17 protein-coding genes, 3 tRNA genes and 1 pseudogene are annotated in these 23,439 nt (G+C 35.7%); 18 read left to right on the top strand and 3 right to left on the bottom strand.

What is annotated here, in order from left to right:
• Positions 1-9: 9 nt before the first annotated feature.
• The 12 genes from AC06G9_RS19855 to AC06G9_RS19800 all read left to right on the top strand — a co-directional run bounded on the left by AC06G9_RS19855 (position 10) and on the right by AC06G9_RS19800 (position 15,307).
• Entirely contained in the window at positions 10-1,869 is a 1,860-nt protein-coding gene (locus AC06G9_RS19855) for a RagB/SusD family nutrient uptake outer membrane protein (RefSeq protein ID WP_480956991.1), read from the top strand.
• 194 nt (positions 1,870-2,063) lie between these two features.
• Positions 2,064-3,920 (top strand): outer membrane protein assembly factor BamB family protein, encoded by a 1,857-nt coding sequence (locus AC06G9_RS19850; protein ID WP_480956990.1) that lies wholly within the window; start codon positions 2,064-2,066, stop codon positions 3,918-3,920.
• A 20-nt stretch (positions 3,921-3,940) separates the two neighbouring features.
• Positions 3,941-5,767: a glycoside hydrolase family 9 protein gene (locus tag AC06G9_RS19845; protein ID WP_244914355.1), complete on the top strand. Its 1,827-nt coding sequence runs from the start codon at positions 3,941-3,943 to the stop codon at positions 5,765-5,767.
• Positions 5,767-6,462, top strand: a complete 696-nt coding sequence (locus tag AC06G9_RS19840) for a polysaccharide deacetylase family protein (RefSeq protein WP_244914356.1) — start codon at positions 5,767-5,769, stop codon at positions 6,460-6,462. Before AC06G9_RS19845 ends, AC06G9_RS19840 begins: the two co-directional genes overlap by 1 nt.
• Positions 6,463-6,487: 25 nt before the next feature.
• Positions 6,488-7,300 (top strand): N-acetylmuramic acid 6-phosphate etherase, encoded by an 813-nt coding sequence (murQ, locus tag AC06G9_RS19835; protein WP_108158151.1) that lies wholly within the window; start codon positions 6,488-6,490, stop codon positions 7,298-7,300.
• A gap of 29 nt (positions 7,301-7,329) precedes the next feature.
• Positions 7,330-8,820 carry a sodium:solute symporter gene (locus AC06G9_RS19830; RefSeq protein WP_108158152.1) on the top strand — a complete coding sequence of 497 codons (1,491 nt, stop codon included), beginning with the start codon at positions 7,330-7,332 and terminating at the stop codon, positions 8,818-8,820.
• Positions 8,821-8,889: 69 nt separating this feature from the next.
• Complete coding sequence (locus AC06G9_RS19825; protein WP_108158153.1) at positions 8,890-9,705, top strand: purine-nucleoside phosphorylase; 816 nt, start codon at positions 8,890-8,892, stop codon at positions 9,703-9,705.
• 28 nt (positions 9,706-9,733) lie between these two features.
• On the top strand, positions 9,734-11,722 hold the full coding sequence (locus AC06G9_RS19820; protein WP_346605594.1) for a putative porin: 1,989 nt from the start codon (positions 9,734-9,736) through the stop codon (positions 11,720-11,722).
• 143 nt (positions 11,723-11,865) lie between these two features.
• Positions 11,866-11,940 (top strand) — tRNA-Val (locus tag AC06G9_RS19815).
• Positions 11,941-11,973: 33 nt separating this feature from the next.
• Positions 11,974-12,048, top strand: a tRNA-Val gene (locus AC06G9_RS19810).
• Positions 12,049-12,080: 32 nt separating this feature from the next.
• Positions 12,081-12,155 (top strand) — tRNA-Val (locus AC06G9_RS19805).
• Between the two features lie 218 nt (positions 12,156-12,373).
• Entirely contained in the window at positions 12,374-15,307 is a 2,934-nt protein-coding gene (locus AC06G9_RS19800) for a M16 family metallopeptidase (protein WP_480956989.1), read from the top strand.
• 45 nt (positions 15,308-15,352) lie between these two features.
• On the opposite strand, the gene AC06G9_RS19795 is transcribed toward AC06G9_RS19800, so the two are convergent.
• Positions 15,353-16,075 carry a 3-keto-disaccharide hydrolase gene (locus AC06G9_RS19795; protein WP_480956988.1) on the bottom strand — a complete coding sequence of 241 codons (723 nt, stop codon included), beginning with the start codon at positions 16,073-16,075 and terminating at the stop codon, positions 15,353-15,355.
• A gap of 103 nt (positions 16,076-16,178) precedes the next feature.
• Positions 16,179-16,700, bottom strand: coding sequence for an NADPH-dependent FMN reductase (locus tag AC06G9_RS19790; RefSeq protein WP_045755798.1), 522 nt, complete (start codon positions 16,698-16,700; stop codon positions 16,179-16,181).
• Positions 16,701-16,928: 228 nt separating this feature from the next.
• Here AC06G9_RS19790 and AC06G9_RS19785 point away from each other — a divergent pair, with 228 nt between their 5' ends.
• From AC06G9_RS19785 to lepB, 5 genes and pseudogenes are all read left to right on the top strand, one after another.
• Complete coding sequence (locus AC06G9_RS19785; RefSeq protein WP_045755797.1) at positions 16,929-17,726, top strand: ParA family protein; 798 nt, start codon at positions 16,929-16,931, stop codon at positions 17,724-17,726.
• Between the two features lies 1 nt (position 17,727).
• Positions 17,728-18,655: pseudogene (locus tag AC06G9_RS19780) on the top strand (ParB/RepB/Spo0J family partition protein).
• Position 18,656: 1 nt separating this feature from the next.
• Positions 18,657-19,382 (top strand): DUF5683 domain-containing protein, encoded by a 726-nt coding sequence (locus AC06G9_RS19775; protein WP_045755795.1) that lies wholly within the window; start codon positions 18,657-18,659, stop codon positions 19,380-19,382.
• A gap of 83 nt (positions 19,383-19,465) precedes the next feature.
• Positions 19,466-20,212 carry a 4-hydroxy-tetrahydrodipicolinate reductase gene (dapB, locus tag AC06G9_RS19770; protein ID WP_480956987.1) on the top strand — a complete coding sequence of 249 codons (747 nt, stop codon included), beginning with the start codon at positions 19,466-19,468 and terminating at the stop codon, positions 20,210-20,212.
• Between the two features lie 107 nt (positions 20,213-20,319).
• Positions 20,320-21,744, top strand: coding sequence for a signal peptidase I (lepB, locus tag AC06G9_RS19765; RefSeq protein ID WP_480956986.1), 1,425 nt, complete (start codon positions 20,320-20,322; stop codon positions 21,742-21,744).
• Positions 21,745-21,795: 51 nt separating this feature from the next.
• Here the strand turns inward: lepB and AC06G9_RS19760 are convergent, their stop codons facing one another.
• A complete protein-coding gene (locus AC06G9_RS19760) occupies positions 21,796-22,512 on the bottom strand; it encodes a pyridoxine 5'-phosphate synthase (RefSeq protein ID WP_045755792.1) in 717 nt (238 codons plus the stop codon).
• A 117-nt stretch (positions 22,513-22,629) separates the two neighbouring features.
• Between AC06G9_RS19760 and cdaA the strand changes: the two genes are divergently transcribed.
• The gene (cdaA, locus tag AC06G9_RS19755) at positions 22,630-23,424 is read left to right on the top strand and encodes a diadenylate cyclase CdaA (protein WP_045755791.1); all 795 of its coding nucleotides are present in this window, start codon (positions 22,630-22,632) and stop codon (positions 23,422-23,424) included.
• The last annotated feature ends 15 nt before the right edge of the window (positions 23,425-23,439 follow it).

The following is a 23,439-nucleotide window of genomic DNA, read 5'->3' as shown; positions in this document are numbered from 1 at the left end:
ATTAGAAAAATGAAATTAAATAAACATATTATAGCAGTTTTGCTGTCTGCGGCAGGTTTAGTTTCTTGTAATAAGGACTTATTAGATCGTTCAGAGACAACGAAAGTGATTGATGCTGAATTTTGGAGAAACCAAAGCGATATCCGATTGTATGCAAATGACTTTTATACAAACTTTTTTGTTGGGTATAATTCAGGGTTTGGTGTTGCGTTTGCTCCGCTTAGAGGGTATAACTGGTCGGATGATTTTACATCTGAAGGAACGCAAGCAAGTTTTGAATCCACAGTACCTACAACGCGTGGTCCTCTTACAAATACAACTTTGCCGACAACAGATATGCTAACTCAGTATTCTGGGCCTTCTTGGAATTTCTACTGGGTACGCAAAGCAAATGTGATGTTGAATCGCATAGAAGATAAAGCAAAACCTAATTTATCTCCAGAAGAGTATAACCACTGGACAGCAGTTGCTAAATTTTTCAGAGCTTTTGAATATTCCCGTTTAGTAGGTGTGTTTGGAGATGTTCCTTATTTTGATGCGGAAGTCGATCCATTGGATTTTGATACGATGTATAAAGCTCGTACGCCAAGAACGGAGGTGATGGATAAAGTGTATGATGACTTTAAGTTTGTACTGGAGAATATGCGCGTAGATGATGGTAAAGGGTATGTAGGTCGTTATACAGCTGCTGCTTTAATCTCAAATTGGATGTTATTTGAGGGTACTTGGGAACATTACCACAATGTGGATAAAACAAGAGCGAAAAAGTTTTTAGAGTTAGCCGTTGAAGCTTCTCAATATGTAATGAATTCTGGTAAATATTCTTTTGGTAGTGATTTTAAAAGTTTATTTGCATCTGAGGATCTAACGGGTAATCCTGAGGTTATTTTTTTTAGAGCATATAATGATGCCGTAAAGGTGACACATGCAATTGGTTCTTACAGTAATGGTACTGAAGGACAGGATAAAGCTTCAAATTTAAATTTATTGAAATCTTTTATCTGTAATGATGGTCAAGTTTGGCAAAACTCTACAACAGCTAAAGCTGGTGACTTTTCGTTAAAAGCGTTAGCATCTTCTAGGGATCCAAGATTTGAAGCAACTTTTATGGATACAGTTAACACGGCGTCTAAAACATTAGCATATGTTCATAAATTTGCGAGCAGAGATGCCTTGAATTATATCGGTAAAACCTATCCTGCGAAATGGGCAAGTAATACCAATACAAATGATGCTCCTGTAGTTCGTTTAGCAGAAGTGGTCTTAAATTGGATTGAGGCTAAACAAGTATTAGCGGAAAATTATGGCGGTGCTGCTGTGGGGCAAAATGACTTGGATAAATCTATTAATGCAATCAGAAGTAGACCTTTAGATGCTGATGCAACTAGAAAAGGTGTTAAGAAAACTGCGCCATTATTATTATCTGCTATTCCTAATGATCCTACTCGTGATGGTGACGTGTCTCCATTGATGTGGGAAATACGTCGTGAACGTCGTATGGAATTTGTATACGAAGGATCTCGTCTGAATGATATCAGACGCTGGAAAAAATTGGATTATATGAATTTTAACAAGCCTGAATATGCGGCGGGTCCATGGATCAATGCTTTGAAAGATTTACCAAAAAATAATGCTGGTAATAATTTGGCAGATTCGTACAAAAATAGATTAAAGGTAATGAAGGCAGATGGTACCATTGTTACATTTAATGGCACAAATGCTAGTGATTTAGTTGGTTACTATGTTGTTGCAAACTTTGCAAATCGCGTCGATTTCAAAGAGCGTTCATATATGTCTCCAGTTGGACTTAATCAGGTTCAGCAATATGTGGATAGAGGATATACGTTAACACAAACAGCAGGTTGGTAGTTATCGACTACTGAGTTAATAAAGAGCCACTTAATTTTAGGTGGCTCTTTTTGTTAATTTTAAATTCAATTTGACAAAATTATCTTACGGTGTTGCTAGTATGACTGCGTATTTGTGTTATTTAATTTATAAAGTTGCACAAAAACGCATTATTTTATTTTTTATGACTATCTTTACAATACGAATTAATTCCTATGATGATAAAAAGAACCTATAGTATTATTTGCATGTTGATTTTTGCATTTAATATATTGAATGCACAATCTTTCAAATTTGCTCATGTCACCGATACACATGTTGGGGGAGCGACAGGTGAAGAAGATTTGCGTCGTACAGTAAAAGATCTGAATACTTTAAAAAATATTGATTTTGTTATCCTTTCAGGTGATATAACCGAATTTGGTGCCGATCATGAATTGATACTGGCTAAACAAATATTGGATAGCTTGTCCTTGCCTTGGTATGTAATTCCTGGTAATCATGATGGTAACTGGTCTGAAAATGGAGCCAATACTTTTCGACGTGTTTTTGGTGGTGAAACTTTCTTTTTTAAACATAAAGGTTTCATGTTTTTGGGGACTAACTCAGGACCAAATATGCGGATGAGTCCAGGACAGATTCCGCGTGAAAATCTTGTTTGGATGGATTCAATTTTTAGTGCTAATCCCGATCGTAAGATGCCTTTGATCTACATTAATCATTATCCGCAGGATTCTTCTTTAAATAATTGGTTTGAAGCTTTGGATCGAGTAAAGTCTAGGAATGTGCAATTGGCTTTTTGTGGACATGGTCATGTAAACAAATTATACGATTGGGAAGGGATACCAGGGATAATGGGGAGATCAAATCTTCGTGCAAAAAGTGAATATGGCGGTTATAATATTGTAACGATCGAAGAGGGTAAGGCTACTTATCAAGAGCGTACAGTTGATGGACGCTATTTGGATCCTTGGGCAGTGGTCACATTAGAAAACCATCATTTTGAGTTGGAAAAAAAGAAATATCCGCGACCTAGTTACATCGTTAATGATAAATATGGGTCTCAAGTCTCTGTAGCTTGGGAGTTTCAAGATGCGAGTGATATTGGTGCTGGAATGTCCCTTTATAAAGATTGCATTATCACGGCTAATACCTCAGGTGATATTTTTGCATTGGATAGCAAAACAGGCAAAAAGAAGTGGTCATTCAAAACGGGAGGTAAAGTATATTCAACACCAGCGGCATGGAAAGGTGTTGTGGTGGTAGGCTCTTCTGATCATTATATTTATGGTATAGATGCAGAGACGGGTATGTTGAGATGGAAAGTGAAAACAGAAAAAGCTGTTCTCGGTTCGCCATTGATTCATAAGGGTATAGCATATATTGGTGGATCTGATGGAGTGTTTAGAGCATTGGATGTATTGACGGGAAAACAAAAATGGAATTTTAATGGAGTGAAAGGATATGTTTCTACTCTTCCGACTTACTATCAAGATCTACTGATTTTCGGTTCATGGGGAAATGGCTTTTATGCTTTAAATGCAAAGTCGGGTGCTTTGGAATGGGAGTGGAATAACGGACATGCTAATCGCATGTTTTCTGCAGCAGCTTGTTACCCTGTTGCCGTTAATAATACCATTTTTGTAGTGGCTCCAGATCGTTATATGACGGCACTAAATGCAAAAGATGGACAAGTTATTTGGAGAGAGAAAAAGGATACAATTCGTGTTAGGGAATCCATGGGACTTTCTGCTGACCATAAATATGTTTATGTTAAAACAATGGATGGAGATTTGCTTGGGGTTTCCACAAAAGGTAATCAGATGGATGTCGCTTGGAAATCTAATTTGAAACTTCCTTATGAATTAGCCCCTTCTGCGATAAACACGAATGGTAAAATTGTTTTTGTACCGAGTCATTCTGGATTATTATCAGCACTAAATGCTAAATCAGGTCATATGCTTTGGCAATATAAAATTTCAAATGGTATGGTTAATCCAACATTAGTTTTGGGTAATAATGAACTCGTTTGCAGTACAATGGATGGTAAGATTGTTAAACTAAAATTTTAACTTTATAAAAGTTCTAAATTATGAAATTAAATACACAAAACTTATTACATTTACTGCGTATTTTTATGCTTGTTTTTGCATGTTTTGTTTTTAACTTTGCGAAAGCGCAAAAACAAGCATGGATTAGAGTAAACCAATTAGGTTATACACCTGCAGGTATAAAGGTTGCGGTATTTGGAGGAAAGGTAAAAGGAAATTATACTGAATTTGAACTGATAGAGGTAAAAACAACAAAACGCGTGTTCTCTAACACTATTGGTAAAGATTATGGTTCATATGGACCTTTTGTTCAGAGTTTTAGATTTGATTTTTCAACATTCCGGGATACAGGTTCTTATTATTTAAGAGTTGGAGAGGTGAAATCACCTGTCTTTAAGATTGGAAAAGATGTTTATAAAGGGGCTGCGGATTTTGCGCTCCGTTACATGCGTCAACAAAGGACGCTGTTTAATCCATATCTACAAGATAGTTGTCATACACACGATGGTTTTGTATTACATGCAAATAAGGTTGGTATCACTGATAGTACACGCATTGATGCAGGTGGCGGTTGGCACGATGCTTCTGACTATTTGCAATATTCTACGACCTCAGCAAATGCAACTTATCATCTTTTGGCTGCTTATCGGGATTTTCCAAAAGTATTTGGTGACCAAAAGCAGGCAAATGGACTGGATGGGAAAAATGGTCGTGCTGATGTGCTTGATGAGGCTAAATGGGGATTGGATTGGTTGATCAAGATGCATCCTGCTCCGAATTTGATGTTTAACCAAATTGCAGATGATCGTGATCATACCAATATGAGAATGCCTGGTGAAGATCCTTTTTATGGAAGAGGATTTGAAAGACCGGTATATTTTATTGATGGCGAACCACAGCAACGTGGTAAATTTATGAATAATACAACGGGAACAAGTTCTACAGCAGCTAAATTCTCGAGTGCGTTTCATCTGGGAAGTTCTTTGTTTCAAAGTGATGATCGTAGATATGCAAAAGTCTTGGCAAAAAAAGCAAAGACAGCCTATAGCTTTGCATTGATAAAACCAGGAGTAACGCAAACGGTATCGGTAAAATCGCCCTATATCTATGCTGAGGATAATTGGGTAGATGATATGGAATTGGCAGGTGCAATGTTTTATGGAGCGACTAACAAAAAGAGGTTTTTAAAGGAGTCAATGGCATATGCTCGACAAGAAAAGATTACGCCTTGGATGACAAGCGATACCGCAGCGCATTATCAATGGTATCCATTTATTAATCTTGGTCATTTTGAGTTAGGAAAACAATTAAAAGGCAATGATCGCGAGGAGATTGTCTCATACTATAAGTCTGGAATAGATGCTGTTTTAGCTAGAGCTCAAACTAATGCTTTTTATCGGGGAGTGCCTTTTATCTGGTGTAGCAATAATTTGACTGTATCCTTTGCTATTCAGTGCTTATGGTATAAAGAATTGACAGAGGATGAGCGCTATGATGAATTGGCACAGTCAAATATAGATTGGCTGTTTGGGACTAACCCTTGGGGGACTAGCATGGTTTATGGTTTGCCTTCTTGGGGCGATACACCGGTTAATCCACATTCTGCTTTTACCCATTTAAAGAATTTTCCAATTGATGGTGGATTGGTCGATGGTCCTATTATGACTTCGACATATCGTAATCTGATTGGTATCAAGTTGTTAAATGAGGATCCGTATGCAGCATTTCAAAGTGATTTAGTTGTTTATCATGATGATTACGGGGACTATAGTACGAATGAACCTACAATGGATGGTACCGCTTCTTTGATATATCTGTTGGCTTCTCAAGAGCAAAAGGCATTGGAGGAGCCTCCGGTAAAAAAGTAGTGTTGGATTCTTATGGAGCGATCATAAGGGGTGATAGTCTGCAAAAAAGGCTTGCACTTGTTTTTACAGGACACGATTTGGCTGAGGGAGGATTAAAAGTACTGAAGACATTAAGGGAAAAGTCTATAAAAGGATCATTTTTTTTAACAGGAGATTTTTTGAGGACAACAAAATTTCGTTCTGTTATAGATGAGATTAAAAAGAATAAACATTATCTTTCTGCCCATTCTGATAAGCATCTTTTGTTTAGTGATTGGAGTAATAGAAATGGATTATTAGTGACTAAAGATTCATTCATCCATGATTTGGAGATGAATTTTAGAGAACTAGATAATTTGGGTTTTCGAAGTGATAATAAATATTTTATTCCGTCGTATGAATGGTATAATAAAGAGATTGTCGTTTGGAGTAAGGAGATGGGGTATACGCCCATTAATTATACACCAGGATTGCGAACTGCGGCAGATTATAGTTATCCAGAAATGGGAAAACGATATTTATCTTCTGATGATATCGAAATGGGAATATGGAAAGAGAGTAAGCAACCCAATGGTTTAAATGGATTTATCGTGCTCGTACATATGGGTACTGATGTACGTAGAAAAGATAAATTCTATGATCGTTTGGGAAAGATAATAGATCAGTTAAAGAAAGAAGGATATCAATTTGTAGATATTCGTGAGTTATTACAATAGAATAAAGGACAATATAGAAGATAGGATGATAAATACAACCGAAAAAGAATCGCATTACCAGGATTTAGAAAAAATGACTGTTTTGGAGTTGTTAACGAATATTAATAACGAAGATAAGACCGTTCCAATGGCTGTTGAGAAAGCTATTCCTCAGATCGAGGCTTTAGTTAATGAGTGTGTTGCTAAGATGAAAAACGGGGGGCGCGTTTTTTATATTGGGGCTGGTACGAGTGGACGATTAGGTATTTTAGATGCTTCTGAATGTCCGCCGACATATGGGGTTCCTTTTGATTGGATTATCGGAATGATTGCAGGAGGAGATACAGCTATTCGTAAAGCTGTAGAGTTTGCAGAGGACGATACGGAGCAGGCGTGGAAAGATTTAGCTGAATATAGTATCAATGCGACAGATGTGGTGATTGGTATTGCTGCCTCTGGAACGACGCCTTATGTAGTAGGTGGTTTGAAGGCTGCTAACGCAGCGGGATTAGCAACAGGTTGTATCGTATGTAATGGTGGTTCTCCGATTGCAAAAGTGGCACAATTGCCAGTTGAGGTTGTGGTAGGACCTGAATTTGTTACAGGCTCTACTCGTATGAAAGCCGGTACTGCTCAAAAATTAGTATTGAACATGTTGAGTACCTCAATTATGATTCAATTGGGTCGTGTTCAGGGAAATAAAATGGTGGATATGCAACTGTCAAATCATAAGCTAGTCGCACGTGGGGTACGTATTATCATGGATGAAACGGATGCTACTGAAGCAGAAGCAACGGAATTGTTGGAAAAATTTGGTCATGTACGTCAAGCGATAGAAGCTTACCAAGAAACACATTAAACATAAATCACCTATTATAAAACAAACTTATGTCACCAATAATTTTATTGTCTTTTTTGGTTATCTACTTTGCTGTTTTACTTGCTGTAGCGCATTTTACATCAAAGGGGTCTTCGGATAACTCTACATTCTTTGTCGCAAATCGTAATTCAAAATGGTACATGGTTGCTTTTGGAATGATCGGTACCGCATTATCTGGGGTGACTTTTATTTCTGTCCCTGGAGCAGTTGGAGCTTCAGAATTTAGCTACTTTCAATTTGTATTGGGAAACGCGGTAGGATTCGTTATCATCGCCTATGTATTACTTCCTTTATACTATAGGATGAATCTTACTTCTATCTATACCTATTTGGAGGAGCGATTTGGACATACAACTTATAAGACCGGTGCTGCTATTTTTCTTATTTCCAGAACAATTGGTTCTGCATTTCGCCTTTATTTAGTTGCTATTGTATTGCAACATTTTATATTTGATGCTTGGAATATACCTTTTGTCGTTACAGTTGTTATTTGTTTATTACTGATTTGGCTCTATACGAATAAAGGTGGATTGAAAACTATTATCGTAACTGATACACTACAGACAACGTTTTTGATAACAGCTGTTATTTTATCCATCTACTTTATGGCAAAAGGTTTAAATTTTGGAATTGTGGACACCTTTGAGGCTGTGAAGGAAAGTAGCTATTCTAAAATATTCTTTTGGGATGATTTTGTTGGTAGCAAAGCTAATTTTTGGAAACAATTTTTAGGAGGTATTTTTGTAACAATTGCTATGACCGGGTTAGATCAGGATCTAATGCAAAAAAATCTATCAATGGGAACGATCAAAGAGGCTCAAAAGAATATGATAACCTTTACAAGTGTATTTGTCGTGATTAATATCTTCTTTTTGGCTGTTGGAGCGTTGTTATATATCTATGCAGAGAAAAATGGTATTAATATAAGTCAACTGGCAACTCGTGATTATCTATATCCGGAAATTGCTTTAAATCATTTAACTATCCTTCCAGCAATTATATTCATGATGGGACTGACAGCTGCCACTTTTGCTACTACAGATTCAGCTTTGACTGCCCTGACAACTTCTTATTGTATAGATTTTTTGAATTTTAATAAAAAAGAGAATCCAAATGATCCAGTATTGGTGAAGCAACGCAATTATGTACATTTTGGTTTTTCAATTGTAATGCTGTTGGTCATCTTAGTTTTCAAATTGATAAATGATGATTCTGTTGTAAATGCCATCTTTACTGCCGCGAGTTATACTTATGGACCATTATTGGGACTATTCGTTGTTGGTATCGCTACCAAATATGCTGTTAAAGACAAGCTTGTACCTTTTATCTGTGTGATATCTCCTGTTATTTTATATATATTGAAAACTTATGTTATTGAGGTTTATACACCATATGTTATTGGGTTGGATTTAATTATCATTAATGGATTTATTACATTTTTATTGTTAATCCTTACCTCTCCAGGTAAAGCCTCTGTTCAAGAGCTTGCACATAATTAAAAAAAGTTAAGTGATTTGTACGTGCAAAAAAATTAAGTTAAGTTTGATTAAATTAGTTTTTTTGTACGTATGTATCAATTGATAGAAGAAACAGCAGGATTTATCCGCAAAAAAATAGGCGATTTTCAGCCTGAATTTGGAATAATACTAGGTACTGGCTTAGGAAAATTGGTCGATGAGATCGAAGTGCAGTTTTCGCTAATGTATTCCAATATCCCCAACTTTCCAATCTCTACAGTGGAATTTCATTCTGGCAAATTGATATTTGGTACTCTTAATGGTCGTAAAGTTATAGCGATGCAGGGGAGGCTACATTATTATGAGGGATATAATATGAGAGAAATTACTTTCCCCATCCGTGTTATGAAAGTATTAGGTATTCAGAAACTGTTTGTTTCAAATGCTTCAGGGTCTTTAAATCCTACTATTCTTAAAGGTGATCTGGGAATTATCTCTGATCATATTAATCTTTTACCTGATAATCCTTTACGAGGTTCTAATTTAGCAGCTTTTGGACCACGTTTTCCAGACATGAGTCAACCCTATAATCAGGAGATGATCAAGCAAGGTTTGGCTATAGCCAAAGATAAGGAGATTCGTGCACATGAAGTAGTTTACGTAGCCGCACCAGGCCCAAATTTAGAAACTAAAGCAGAGTATCGTTACATGAGCATTATCGGTGGTGATATCGTTGGTATGAGTACGGTGCCAGAAGTTATTGTTGCAAATCACATGGATTTGCCCGTATTTGCCATCTCTGTCATTACTGATGAAGGTTTTCATGAAGATTTGAAACCTGTTTCTTTGCAAGATATCGTAGATATCGCTGCAAAAGCTGAACCAAAGATGACGTTAATTTTGAAAGAATTAATAGCTTTGCAATAGTTTTTCAACAATGCTAGTTCAAATATAAATGAAGGTGACCTTGCGCTTATTAGCGATTTTTTGTTGTATTATTGGTTTTATAAATCAAGTTCATGCACAAAGTAATGATGAATGGAGTAGTGCTTTAGACTCCGCTAGGGCAAAAGAGGATTCGAAAAAAGATTCTGTGATTTTGTCTGCTAAATATATTCGTTATACCACATTGGATATGATGAAGAAGGGCACTTATACTGTTCAAATCGATACATCACACCGTAATTTTCAATATTATAATAAACAAAATTTGCCCTGGAATCCGAGTATTAATTTGGGTTCTTACGGTCTTGCAACACGCGATTTGTTATTTCAACCAACAAAAACTATCGGTTTTCAAAGTGGTTTTCATAGTTTGGAACGGACGTTATATCGCCCAGATTCTATCCAATATTTTAGAGCACGAGCTCGATTTTCTGAACTTTATTCTGTTGGATTTTTCTTTAATGACCAAGTATTTCGTGCTCGACTTGCACAAAATATAAATCCAAGACTTAATATTGGTGGGGAATTTCATGCTACAAAGGCGGATGGATATTACACCAATCAGAAGTATTCTGATATTAAATCAGCTTTGTTTGCTTGGTATGAATCCGAAAATCATCGCTATAATTTATTGTCGAATCTAGTTTTCAATAAATTGGACGCAACGGAGAATGGTTCTATTTTGGCAGATAATATTTTTAAGGATGCTGAAAAACAATCTGCAGACCGATATCCTGTGCGTCTACAGGGATTAGGAGATAATAGACCTCGAAACGAATGGCGGGATAATTCACTTTTTATTCGTCAATCGATGTTCTTGGGGCATATTGATACCGTTGATGCCGGTAAACCTACGATGCAAATTTATCCTACTAATAGCATTGCCCATAACAGCTCGGTTCGTATTCAGAAATTTAACTTTTTTAAGAACGAAACGGATGGTAATGGAGCTTTTCCTTATGGACCTTCTCAATTAAGCCAGGATACAACAGAGATTACTTCGATTTCAAATGAATTTGAATATAGTTTTTATTTACGGGGGAAATCTATTTTTAAAAATGAAGCGAAATTGAATGTAGGATTTCAACATGATATGTATTGGTATACAGATAGCGGGATTAATAACCGATTCTATCAAAATGGAATGTTGAAAGGGGAGTTGGGCTATAAATTTTCTGACCGAATAAATATTACGGGTAAGGTGAATCAGATCGTGATGGGACACAATTTTGGAGATTATCTGTATGAGGCAAAAGCAGATTTTTTATTAAGCTCTAATGTGGGGAAAATAACGGTCTCGGCCTATTCTCAAAATAAGTCTCCTGAGATGGTGTTTAATCGGATGAATTATACTTATCATCAATGGGATCGGGATCTTGACAAAACCAAGACCCAAAATTTAGCATTCCATTATAGTAATCCAAAAATTGGTTTTAATGGTAAAGTTGAATACTTTTTGATGGACAACTATCTTTATTTTAGAGAGATTGACAATCCACAAAATGATGCGCGCTTATCAAAAATAATCGAACCTGCACAATTGAGCTCTGCTAATCTTTTGAAAATATCTGTTGGACAAAAGTTTAAGTTTAGAAGATTTACACTGGACAATCTGATTGTCTATCAAAAAACAGATCAACAGGCGGTTCTTGCCACTCCGGAAATCTATACATGGCACAGTTTGTATTATAGTAATGTTCTTTATAAAGTTGTTGATTTTAATATTGGTGTTGATGCACGTTTTAATTCTCCATTTACAACACCATCTTATTCAATTAATGCAAGCCAATTTTATAATGATAATACTGGGATTAAATTTTCTACTTACCCGATATTTGATGCATGGGCAACTGCAAACATTCAACGGGTCACATTATTCATCAGCTGTAATTTTGTAAATCAATATTTGGGACTGCCAAAAGGTTATTATACTGTTCGTCGTTATCCGATGAATGACGCTAATATTCGATTTGGAGTTTCTTGGAAATTCTATGACTAAAAATATTGAAAATTATGTGGGTGGCTTCTAGTGGATTGCGTTTTTATGCACAAAAAACTTTTGAAATAATTTTGAGAGTCAAAATTTTGCTGTACATTTGCATACGCAATTAGGGAAAGATATTAAATATCGATAACTAAAAAGGAGAATTAGCTCAGCTGGTTCAGAGCATCTGCCTTACAAGCAGAGGGTCACTGGTTCGAACCCAGTATTCTCCACAAAAAAACAGAGGTGTTTTAAAATACTGAAAAGGAGAATTAGCTCAGCTGGTTCAGAGCATCTGCCTTACAAGCAGAGGGTCACTGGTTCGAACCCAGTATTCTCCACAAAAAACAAAGGTGTTTTAAAATACTGAAAAGGAGAATTAGCTCAGCTGGTTCAGAGCATCTGCCTTACAAGCAGAGGGTCACTGGTTCGAACCCAGTATTCTCCACTTTAAAGCATCGATTTTATCGATGCTTTTTTTGTTTAAGTCTATTTTTATCTATTTCCTATATACTTTATATTCCGTATCACATAGCTGTTTTTAATTGATCTTGGGAAAAAATACTTCAACTCATCCAAAAGATTATGATTTTAAAGATGCGGGAAGACTGCGAATTATCCTTGAAACATTTATATATTTGATTGTATTTTATAAACTTATTATAAATGAATTTAAAATTTATTTCGGTAATAGCTTTTGTGTTCTTATCTAGCGTAACAACTTTTGCACAGTTGAAAAAGTATGATTGGAAAGAGGCACGTGAAGAAGGCTATACGTATCGTTACGTAACTAACGACCCTACAAATTCTCGTTTTTATACATTGAAAAACGGTTTAACAGTGATTTTGAGTCCTTCAAAAAAGGTTCCTCGTATTCAGGCATATATTGCTACTAAAGCTGGTAGTAAAACAGATCCGGCAGATCACACGGGTTTAGCGCATTATCTTGAACATATGCTTTTCAAGGGGACTGATAAATTTGGGTCTAAAGATTGGGCGAAGGAAAAACCATTACTTGATCAGATTGATGGGTTGTATGAACAATACAATTCAACAAAAGACGAATCTAAACGTAAAGAAATCTATAAACAAATCGATCAGGTATCTGGTGAGGCTGCTAAATATGCAATCGCAAATGAATACGATAAGCTGATGAGTGAAATGGGTGCCGAGGGAACCAATGCCTTCACTTCTTTTGAACAGACCGTTTATACTGAGGATATTCCAAACAATGTCATCGATAAATTTCTTGCTGTACAAGCCGAACGTTTTCGTAATCCCATATTAAGATTATTTCATACAGAACTAGAGGCTGTTTACGAAGAGAAAAATAGGGGGCTCGATAATGATGGACGTAAATCTGTTGAGGCTATGTTTGAAGCGATGTTTCCTAATAACAATTATGGAAAACAAACAACTATCGGCACGGTAGAACATTTAAAAAATCCTTCATTAAAAGCAATACGTGAATATTTTCATACTTACTATGTTCCGAACAACATGGGGGTAATTATGTCCGGTGATTTCGATCCAAATGAGGTTGTGAAGAAAATTGATCAAGCATTCAGTTATATGCAACCAAAGGAAATTCCAGTTTATAAATTTGACCCTGAACAGGATATTAAGCAGCCTATAGTTAGAGAAGTTAAAGGCCCTGAGTCTGAATTCTTGTTTTTAGGATTTCGCTTTCCTGGAGCATCTACTAAAGATGCACAAATGTTGAATCTGCTTGGAAATATGTTGACGAATGGTTCCGCAGGCCTAATCGATCTGGATCTGGTGAAATCTCAAAAATTATTGGGTGCAGGTGCATTCCCTTATGTTCTGAAAGATTATTCAATGTTGATTATGCAAGCAAATCCTAGCCAAGGGCAATCCTTAGATGATGTCAAATCTTTGATTTTAGTAGAACTGGAGAAACTTCGCAAAGGAGATTTTTCTGATGATTTGATTACTTCAATTGTAAACAACGAAAAGAAATCGGAGATTTCAAGAAATGAAAGCTATAGTAATCGTGCTGAGGAATTGATGGATGCTTTTACTTCTGGTGTAGATTGGTCTACAGAATTGAGTTATTCGGATAACTTAACTAAAATTACCAAAAAAGATATCATGGATTTTGCATCTAAATATCTGAATGATAATAATTATGTGGTAGTCTATAAGCGTAAGGGTGTTGATGATAATGTTGTAAAAGTGGAGAAACCACCGATTACGCCTGTAGTTGTAAACCGTGATGACCAGTCTGCTTTTCTCAAATCTATTGCAAAAATGCCAGAAAGTAAAATTTCACCAGTTTGGTTAGATTATGCCAAAGATATCCAAAAGGGTTCCTTAAAAGGTGTTGATGTGATTGCTGTTCAAAATAAGGATAACGCTTTATTTAGTTTGACCTATCGCTATGATATTGGAAAATGGAATAATAAGTTATTGGCTATTGCGGCAGATTATCTAGAGTTTTTGGGAACTAAAAACAAATCAAGTGAAGATTTTAGTAAAGCATTTTATAAGTTGGCATCTGATTTCTCGGTGACTTCTGGAAATGAAGAAACGCGGATTAATATTTCAGGATTAAATGAAAATTTTGAACAAACAGTCGCATTAATCCAAGATTTACTGAATAATAGTGTAGGTGATGAGGAAGCCCTAAAAGCTTATATCGGGCGTTTGAAAAAATCAAGGACAAATGCAAAAGAGAATAAGGCTTTAATTATGGAAGGACTAAAATCGTATGCAAAATATGGTTCTAAAAATCCTTTTAATAATGTGCTTACGGATGAGGAGCTAAATTCAATTAAAGCATCCGATTTAGTTGGTATTTTACATGAGCTGGCGAATATGAAACATCAGATTTTGTATTACGGTCCTAAAACAACGAGTGAGCTTGTTGCCGTATTGAAGCCTTTAAATACAAATACCAATTTTACTAAGGTTCAGAAAGCGAATAATTTTGCAGAGTTGCCTACCCCTAAAAATCAAGTGTTATTTGCTAATTTTGACATGAAACAAGCTGAAGTGTTCTGGTTTAGAAATTCAGAATCGTATAATTCGAAATACAGTCCTACTGTAGCTTTATTTAATATGTATTTTGGTGGTGGCATGGGAAGTATCGTCTTTCAGACAATTAGAGAATCTAAAGCACTAGCTTATTCTACTTATGCCAATTTTGCTTCTCCTGCAAAGAAAGAAAATCATTATTCTGTTGGTGCTTACGTGGGTACACAAGCAGATAAATTTAATGAAGCCGTTGTGGGAATGAATGAATTGTTAAATGATTTACCTGATGCTCCGAAAGCCTTGGAAATTGCTAAAGTAAGTTTGGTTAAATCGTTGGCAAGTGATCGCATTACAAATGCAAATATTTTATCAAATTATTTAAATGCTCAACGATTAGGACTTGTCTCAGATATTCGTAAAGATATATATGAGCAAGCGCCTCAATTAACTTTTGCAGATTTAAAAACTTTTCACAATAAAGAAATGAGTCGTAGACCATACGTTTACTGTATTGTCGCAAAAGACGAAAATATGAAAATGGAAGATCTGCAAAAGCTCGGAGAAGTTAAGAAATTAACTTTAGAAGAGTTATTTGGATATTAATTGTGAAGGAATTAGAAAGAGCAGGATTTTTCCTGCTCTTTCTATTTACAATACTTTTATTTTGATATTGCGGAAAGAAACTTCATCTGTATGGTTTTGCAACGCAATTTTTCCTTTTTGAAATGTACCAAAGTCAGGATAGTTTTTCATATTGGTATTGGCGACCATATCTATCCATGCTTGTGTATTGGTGCTGTCTTCGAATGTCAATTTGCCATTTAGCCAAAAACTAACTTTGCCTTTATCTTGGATGATTCGTGATGCATTCCATTCATTGAAAGGGTTAGGTTTCGAATTTGTTCCAATAACCTTTACAGAGTAAAGAGATCCTGCCCAATGTGTAGAATCTACTTGATGACGTGGTTCGGAATTGGCATTATCCAAAAGTTGCATTTCAAGACCTGTCACAAATGTCGCATCATATTTTGGATCTTCTTGCACATCGATAAACACACCGCTATTTCCTCCTTTAGCAATTTTCCATTCAAATTTTAAATCAAAATTTTCATAGGTTTCATTGGTAACTAAGTCTCCAAATATTCCCGTTTTTACTGTGGGATCACATAATATTGCCCCATCCTTTACAATCCATTTGGAAGGTTGGTTTCCCTGATTGTAAATGTGCCAATTATTGATGTCTTTTCCATTAAAGAGTAATTGCCATCCTTCTTTCTCTTCTGTTGAAGTTAAGATGTTATTTTCATGAATTTGCCTGCAAGAAGTTAATAATGCAAGTGATAATATGAGATATGATAACTTTAATTTCATATGCTTTGGTTTTTGAAACAAAATACGAAAATTTGGAATGTAATTCGAGTTAAATGAAATAGCCAATGTGAGTGGCATTGGCTATTTTAATTTCTTCTATTTTTTAAAAGTGGATAAGCTCTTCAATTTGCTCATCTATGGCTCTAATTGTTTCATCATGAATAAAAGTGTATTCCTCATTAATTTCATTTTGGATTTGTGGTAAAAATATTTTCAAAGGTAAGACATGCATCCGTAAGTAATTACAAATCCCTGTGAGGTGATCTATTCCTCTCAAATTGCCGTATCGCCCAGATGAAATGCCTACTAATGCCGCTTTTTTATGATAAAAACTAATTGGAAAACTACATGCATCTATAAAAATCTTAAGTACTCCAGGAATACTTCCATTATACTCTGGCGTGATAAAAATAAATTTATCTGCATCGGAGACAAGTTGTTGTATCTTTTGAAATTCGTCGCTTCTCTGACCATACAAATCAGAAACAATAACATCTGCAGGCAGATCTGTTAAAGGTAATATTTGACAGTTTTCGCCACTTTTTTTTAACTGCTTCTGATAGTATTGTGCAATTTTTAGTGTCTTACTTTTGGGACGATTCGTTCCCGAAATTATTAAAATCATTGTCTAGTTGTAACTTATAAAAACCCGCCGAACAAAGTGGATGTATATCCTGATTTTTTGTATCTTAGCATCTTGAGGATCTATTCCTTTAGATACTTTCAAAAGTAATAAATTAAGCACCATTTAAGTGTTTTTTACAAGGAAGAATTTATGAATGAACAGAATAATCCTTTTTTGTGACTTTAGATTCACAAAGTAATATTTTATAAAGAAAGAATTTCATTCGAAATGGGTAAAATTATATCAATTGCAAATCAAAAGGGTGGTGTTGGTAAAACGACAACATCAATCAATTTGGCGGCTAGTTTAGCTGTTTTAGAATATAAAACCTTATTGGTTGACGCTGATCCGCAAGCAAACTCTACTTCTGGAATTGGATTTGATCCAAGAACGATTAAGGAAAGTATATATGAATGTTTGGTAAATGATTTGGATCCTCGCGATGCAATTCAAGCTACAGAGACCCCTAACCTAGATTTATTACCCGCTCATATTGATTTGGTTGGTGCTGAAATTGAAATGATCAATATGCACGAACGTGAATATAAGATGAAAAAAATCTTAGATCAGGTTAAAGATGATTATGATTTTATCATTATTGATTGTTCTCCTTCTCTCGGTTTGATTACCATTAACGCATTATCCGCATCTAATTCGGTTGTGATACCAGTACAGTGTGAGTATTTTGCACTTGAGGGATTAGGCAAATTATTGAATACGATTAAAATCGTTCAGACACGTTTAAATACCAGTTTGGAAATTGAAGGTATTTTGCTGACGATGTACGATGTACGTCTTCGTTTATCCAACCAAGTGGTAGAAGAGGTCAAAACACACTTTACGGATTTAGTATTTGATACAATCATTCAGCGTAATACGCGATTGAGTGAAGCCCCAAGTTTTGGTATTTCTGTTATAATGCACGATGCATCGTGCAAAGGAGCTATCAACTATTTAAATTTGGCTAGAGAAATTTTACATAAGAACGGACATCTAAAAGAATTAGATTCAACAGTTACACTATAATATGGCAGCACAACAGCGAAAAACAGGTCTAGGAAGAGGATTAGGTGCCTTATTAAATGATAGTACCGATCTGCCTGAACGGAATTCAGATGCGGAAATATCTCGAATAGAGGCTCCAAAAAAATCAAAAGAATCTGGGAATATTAGTACGGTAAATGTGGATGCTATTGAAATGAACCCATTTCAGCCCCGTACTGATTTTGACCCCCAAGCATTGCAAGAACTTTCTGAATCGATCCTACTGCAAGGTTTGATTCAACCCATTACTGTTCGGAAAATCGGTGAAAATAGTTATCAGTTAATTTCGGGAGAGCGTCGTTACAGGGCTTCAAAATTGGCAGGTATCACTGAAATTCCTGCTTATATCCGGACAGCTAATGACCAACAAATGTTGGAAATGGCTTTGATCGAAAATATTCAACGTGAAAATCTGAACGCTATCGAGGTGGCTTTGAGTTTTCAACGTATGATCGAAGAGTGTAATTTGAAACAAGAGGAATTGGGGGAACGGGTAAGTAAAAACCGCTCTACTGTAACTAACTATCTGCGCCTATTAAAATTACCGCCAGTCATTCAAGCGGCTATCCGCGACGGAGAATTGACAATGGGACACGCTCGTGCACTTATTAATGTTGCAGAGGTTGATAAACAATTGTATATTTTCAAATTAATTGTTGATTTAGGGCTGTCTGTACGTAAGGCAGAAGAACTTGTTCGCGAGATTCAAAACGGAAATAAAAAAGAAAACACAAAAGGATAAAAATGCACCTAAATCTTTTCAATTTCAAAAAATTGAAGATGATTTGGCATCTAAGTTTTCATCTCGGGTCAAGTTAAATCTGAAGAGTGCAAAAGGAAAGGGAGCAATTGAAATTCCTTTTGAATCCGAAGATGATCTGAGTCGTATTTTGGAATTATTAGACTGGTAAGATGTATAGAGCGATCAGCTTATTGTTTTCAATTTTTATATTTTTTGTGGCACAAGCACAGAAAGTTGATTCTAAAGGAAAAGTGGCTTTAAAAACTATTGCTGTATCAGATTCAACTAAAAAGGTTTCAGCCGTACAGGATACAATAAAAAAAGAAAGCCGTAGAGAAAGAAAGCGGAGAGAAAAAGCCGAAGAAGAAGCAAAAACTCCAAAAATTTTTAAGGATTCTACACGTCTTGCTATTGAAGCAAAAACTGCGACAGCTTGGAAACGATCTTTGATCCTTCCTGGATGGGGACAGTATACAAACAAAGGTCTGTGGTGGATTAAAATACCAATCATCTACGGAGGATTTGTATCTACAGCGCTTGTATTTGATTTTAATAATCGTTACTATAAAGAACTTATTGCAGAACTCGATTACCGTTATAAAAATAATAATGCGGTAAATAATCCCGCATATGCAGGAGCTCAAACCCAAGGTCTTATCAGTGCAAAGGATTATGCTCGCCGTAATCGTGACCTCATGGTGCTTTTGACCGTGGGTTTATACGGATTAAATGTTGCTGAAGCTTATGTAGATTCCATGATTAAAAATCGTTGGAGCATTAACTCTGAAAAGTTAACATTTACAATTAGGCCTACAGTTTTACAGGGACCATCGACAAATTTTGCTTATAATGCTGTTCCAAATATTGGATTGAAATTATCCATGAAAATAAAATAAAAATATATAACTTAAATTTGTATTCAAGCATGACTGCAACATACTAATTTGGTCTTCTTTATTAAATATGATCTGAAAAAGATATGAAAATTGTATTATTCGGCTACGGCAAAATGGGCCAAATTATTGAGAAATTTGCTCAGAAGAGAGGGCATGAGATTCATTTGATTGTCAATAGTGAAAATCGTAACCTAATTACTGTGGCTAATTTAGTAGGCGCGGACGTTGCGATTGACTTTGGTGTACCTCAGGCTGCATTATCGAATATGGAGTTGTGTTTAGAAGCTAATCTTCCTATCGTGATGGGAACAACTGGCTGGTATGAACATCTTGATGCGATTAAAGAGAGATGTCTATCTGTTGATGGTTCGATTTTATATGGATCTAATTTTTCGATTGGTGTAAATATTTTTTTTCACATCAATAAAATGTTAGCCAAAGCAATTCAGCCTTATAAAGCATACGATGTGCAAGTAGAAGAAATTCATCATATCCATAAATTAGATGCTCCAAGCGGAACTGCTATTACAATAGCTGAAGGAATTTTGAATAATAGTGATGTTAAAACAGCTTGGGTCAATTCTTTAGTAGGCGATGGCGAAGAGGAGATCATCCCTAAAGCAAACGAATTATTGATAGAAAGTCACCGGATTGAAGAGGTACCAGGAACACATACGGTTGTGTATAGTTCGGAAGTTGATCAGATCGAATTTAAACATACGGCACATAATCGCGATGGTTTTGCTTTAGGTTCTGTAATTGCCGCTGAATGGTTATTTGGAAAACAAGGATTCTATCAAGTAACAGAAATGTTTGATTTTAATAGGTAATGCAATTCACTTTTTAACGTTAAAATTACGTGGTTCTGTAACGAACCTAATAGGTATGATACTAATTGAAATATTAGGTTATTAAAAAATAAAACTTAGAGAAACTTATGTGGTATATTATTTTTGCCTTCTTAACAGTTGTAGCCCATTATGGGCTTTGGAAATTATTTGTTAAAGCAGGCAGACAGGGGTGGGAAGCACTAGTTCCATTTTATCGGGAGTATGTGATGGCTCAATTGACTGGTCGTGCAAAATGGATAGTAATCTTATTACTAGTACCGATTGTAAATATCTTTATATTTTATGGTCTATACCTAGATTTGATAAAGGCATTTGGGAAAAGACGATTTTGGGAAAATGCTGCGGCTGTTTTAGTTCCATTTATCGTATTGCCCATATGGGCTAATGATCCTTTAGTCAAGTACTTAGGAAATCCTAATTCTGAAGAGTTTAAAAAGAAATATTTTTATAAAAAATCAATGGCTCGAGAATGGGCTGATGCAATTGTTTTTGCAACTGTAGCCGCTTCTTTGATTCGTGGTTTCTTGATTGAAGCTTATATGATTCCAACAGGTTCAATGGAACGTACGTTGCTAGTTGGTGACTTTTTGTTTGTCAGTAAGCTAAACTATGGGCCACGTGTCCCGATGACGCCATTGGCATTTCCTTTTGCGCACCATACGATGCCATTGACAGGTGGAAAAGCTTATTCTGAATTAATCGAACTACCTTATAAACGTTTGCCTGGATTTCAGGACATCAAAAGAAATGATGTTGTTGTATTTAATTATCCTATGGAAGCAGATGCTCCTTATAACAGACCTGTTGATAAACGTGAGAATTATATCAAGCGTTGTGTAGGTATGCCAGGTGATGAAGTTTCCATGTCAAATGCGGTATTATATGTGAATGGTAAACCTGGCTTTAATCCTCCAGAGGGACAATTGGACTATATCGTGGTAACAGATCAAACGGGATTAGATATGCGCGTCATGAGAGGTAAACGATTAGAAACAGTAGACACCGGTCAACCTAATATTTATCAGGTTTTTATGACAGCAGATGAAGCTGCAATGGTTAAAGGCTGGATGAATGTCAAAGAAGTGGTACCAAATATTCGTAAAGCTGGTGAGAATGAAGATGGAACATTTCCACATGTATCTGCTCTGAACTGGAACTTTGATAACTTTGGCCCAATTAAAATTCCTAGCAAAGGTTGGACAGTACAATTAGATAGTGCAACCATGCCACTTTATGAGCGTGCAATTACTGTATATGAAGGAAATAAGTTAGAGAATAAGACCGATGGGATTTATATCAATGGGGTTAAAGCTAATTCATATACCTTTAAAATGAATTATTATTGGATGATGGGTGACAATAGACACAATTCATTAGATTCACGTGGATGGGGTTTTGTTCCAGAGGATCATATAGTCGGTAAAGCATTATTTACTTGGTTGAGTCTTGATGAATTAGGTTCTGGATTATCTAAAATAAGATGGAATAGGATATTCAAAGGAATAGAATAACATAGCATCATAAAAAAGAAAGGGCTTTACACTGTGTAAAGCCCTTTCTTTTTATTTCAATGCATTTAGGTATCTTTTTATAGTTTCCTCCAATCCAAGGTAAAGTGCGTCTGCGACAAGTGCATGCCCAATGCTAACTTCTAGTAATCCTGGAATATGCTGATTAAAATAGGTTAAATTGTTTAAATCAAGATCGTGTCCGGCGTTAATTCCTAATCCTACTTCTCTAGCTTTTAAAGCTGCATGAAAATAAGGTCTAATGGCTTCATCTCTTTCTTCTAAAAATGCTTGTGCGTACGATTCGGTATATAGTTCAATTCGATCTGTACCTGTTTCAGCAGCAGCCTCTACCATATCTTCATCTGGGTCAACAAATATGGATACTCGAATGCCCTGATCTTTAAAAAGTTTACACATATCACTTAAATAAGCCTTATGTTTAATCGTATCCCACCCATGATTTGAAGTAATCTGACCCTCTACATCTGGTACTAATGTCACTTGTGCGGGTTTGTTGGCTAGGACGAGGTCAATAAATTTCTGTTCTTGACAATTGCCTTCGATGTTTAATTCTGTTTGAATATTGGCTTTCAAATCAAAAACATCTGTATAACGAATATGACGTTCGTCCGGTCTTGGATGAACAGTGATTCCATTTGCACCAAAGCGTTCGCAGGCTAAAGCTGCAGCTAATACATTTGGGTTGTTTCCTCCCCGTGAATTACGGAGAGTAGCTATTTTATTGATGTTTACAGATAGTGCGGTCATGTTTATTCCAATCTTTTAAGTAAAAATACAAAACTATTTGAATGCATGCTTATATTAACACTAATTTGCTTGATAAAGAGCATATTCTTTATTTGATTTTTTTTAACTTGCATCAATATGGAAGGATTTGATTATAGTCTGTTTAGAGGTTTCCGTTTATTGGATGTCATCGATATTATTTTAGTAGCGATTATTATTTACTATGTGTATAGTTTAATCCGTGGCACCATCGCTGTTAACATTTTAATTGGTGTTGCTTTATTTTACGGTATCTATATTATTGTTAAGCAAATGCACATGCGTTTGTTGACCGAGATATTTGGTGGATTTATTTCTGTGGGATCAATCGCTTTGATTGTGGTCTTTCAACAAGAAATCCGGCGATTCTTATTGCATATCGGAAAGAATATCTCGATGAAACGAAAGAAAATTTTATGGTCATTTTTGGTAAGTAAACGCACTGTTGCGAAAGATAATTCTGAACATCTTAAACCTATTATTGAATCTTGTCGTAGTATGTCGAAGTCTCGTACAGGTGCTTTATTAGTCTTTTCTAAATACTTTGATGAGGAATATTACCAAAGCAGTGGTGAATATATTGATGCACATATCTCTAAGCGTTTAATAGAAAGTATTTTTAATAAAAATAGCCCTTTACATGATGGAGCTGTTGTTGTAGTAGATTTTAAAATTATGTCAGCTTCTTGTATTTTACCTTTATCAGATAGCGAAGATCTACCTTTGCAGTTTGGCTTGCGCCATCGCGCTGCTATTGGAGTAACAGAGGTTTCGGATGCTGTTGCTGTTATTGTATCGGAGGAAACAGGTGAAATATCATTTGCTAAAGATGGTAATGTCAATATGAATATTACGCATGAGGAATTGGCCGAATTACTTAAAGAAGAGTTATAAATGCCCTTTTTCCAA

It is taken from the genome of Sphingobacterium sp. MAE (assembly GCF_056711605.1).
Note: the sequence above shows the minus strand (reverse complement) of the source record. Positions and strands in the feature narration are given on the sequence as shown.

What these genes read in the sequence shown, in the direction of transcription:
- AC06G9_RS19845 (WP_244914355.1), top strand. Translation starts at nt 3,941, where the DNA reads ATGAAATTAAATACACAAAACTTATTACATTTACTGCGTATTTTTATG.
- AC06G9_RS19795 (WP_480956988.1), bottom strand. Translation starts at nt 16,075, where the DNA reads ATGAAATTAAAGTTATCATATCTCATATTATCACTTGCATTATTAACT.
- murQ (WP_108158151.1), top strand. Translation starts at nt 6,488, where the DNA reads ATGATAAATACAACCGAAAAAGAATCGCATTACCAGGATTTAGAAAAA.
- AC06G9_RS19850 (WP_480956990.1), top strand. Translation starts at nt 2,064, where the DNA reads ATGATGATAAAAAGAACCTATAGTATTATTTGCATGTTGATTTTTGCA.
- AC06G9_RS19790 (WP_045755798.1), bottom strand. Translation starts at nt 16,700, where the DNA reads ATGATTTTAATAATTTCGGGAACGAATCGTCCCAAAAGTAAGACACTA.
- cdaA (WP_045755791.1), top strand. Translation starts at nt 22,630, where the DNA reads ATGGAAGGATTTGATTATAGTCTGTTTAGAGGTTTCCGTTTATTGGAT.
- AC06G9_RS19855 (WP_480956991.1), top strand. Translation starts at nt 10, where the DNA reads ATGAAATTAAATAAACATATTATAGCAGTTTTGCTGTCTGCGGCAGGT.
- AC06G9_RS19775 (WP_045755795.1), top strand. Translation starts at nt 18,657, where the DNA reads ATGTATAGAGCGATCAGCTTATTGTTTTCAATTTTTATATTTTTTGTG.
- AC06G9_RS19825 (WP_108158153.1), top strand. Translation starts at nt 8,890, where the DNA reads ATGTATCAATTGATAGAAGAAACAGCAGGATTTATCCGCAAAAAAATA.
- AC06G9_RS19800 (WP_480956989.1), top strand. Translation starts at nt 12,374, where the DNA reads ATGAATTTAAAATTTATTTCGGTAATAGCTTTTGTGTTCTTATCTAGC.
- AC06G9_RS19760 (WP_045755792.1), bottom strand. Translation starts at nt 22,512, where the DNA reads ATGACCGCACTATCTGTAAACATCAATAAAATAGCTACTCTCCGTAAT.
- AC06G9_RS19830 (WP_108158152.1), top strand. Translation starts at nt 7,330, where the DNA reads ATGTCACCAATAATTTTATTGTCTTTTTTGGTTATCTACTTTGCTGTT.
- AC06G9_RS19785 (WP_045755797.1), top strand. Translation starts at nt 16,929, where the DNA reads ATGGGTAAAATTATATCAATTGCAAATCAAAAGGGTGGTGTTGGTAAA.
- dapB (WP_480956987.1), top strand. Translation starts at nt 19,466, where the DNA reads ATGAAAATTGTATTATTCGGCTACGGCAAAATGGGCCAAATTATTGAG.
- lepB (WP_480956986.1), top strand. Translation starts at nt 20,320, where the DNA reads ATGTGGTATATTATTTTTGCCTTCTTAACAGTTGTAGCCCATTATGGG.
- AC06G9_RS19820 (WP_346605594.1), top strand. Translation starts at nt 9,734, where the DNA reads ATGAAGGTGACCTTGCGCTTATTAGCGATTTTTTGTTGTATTATTGGT.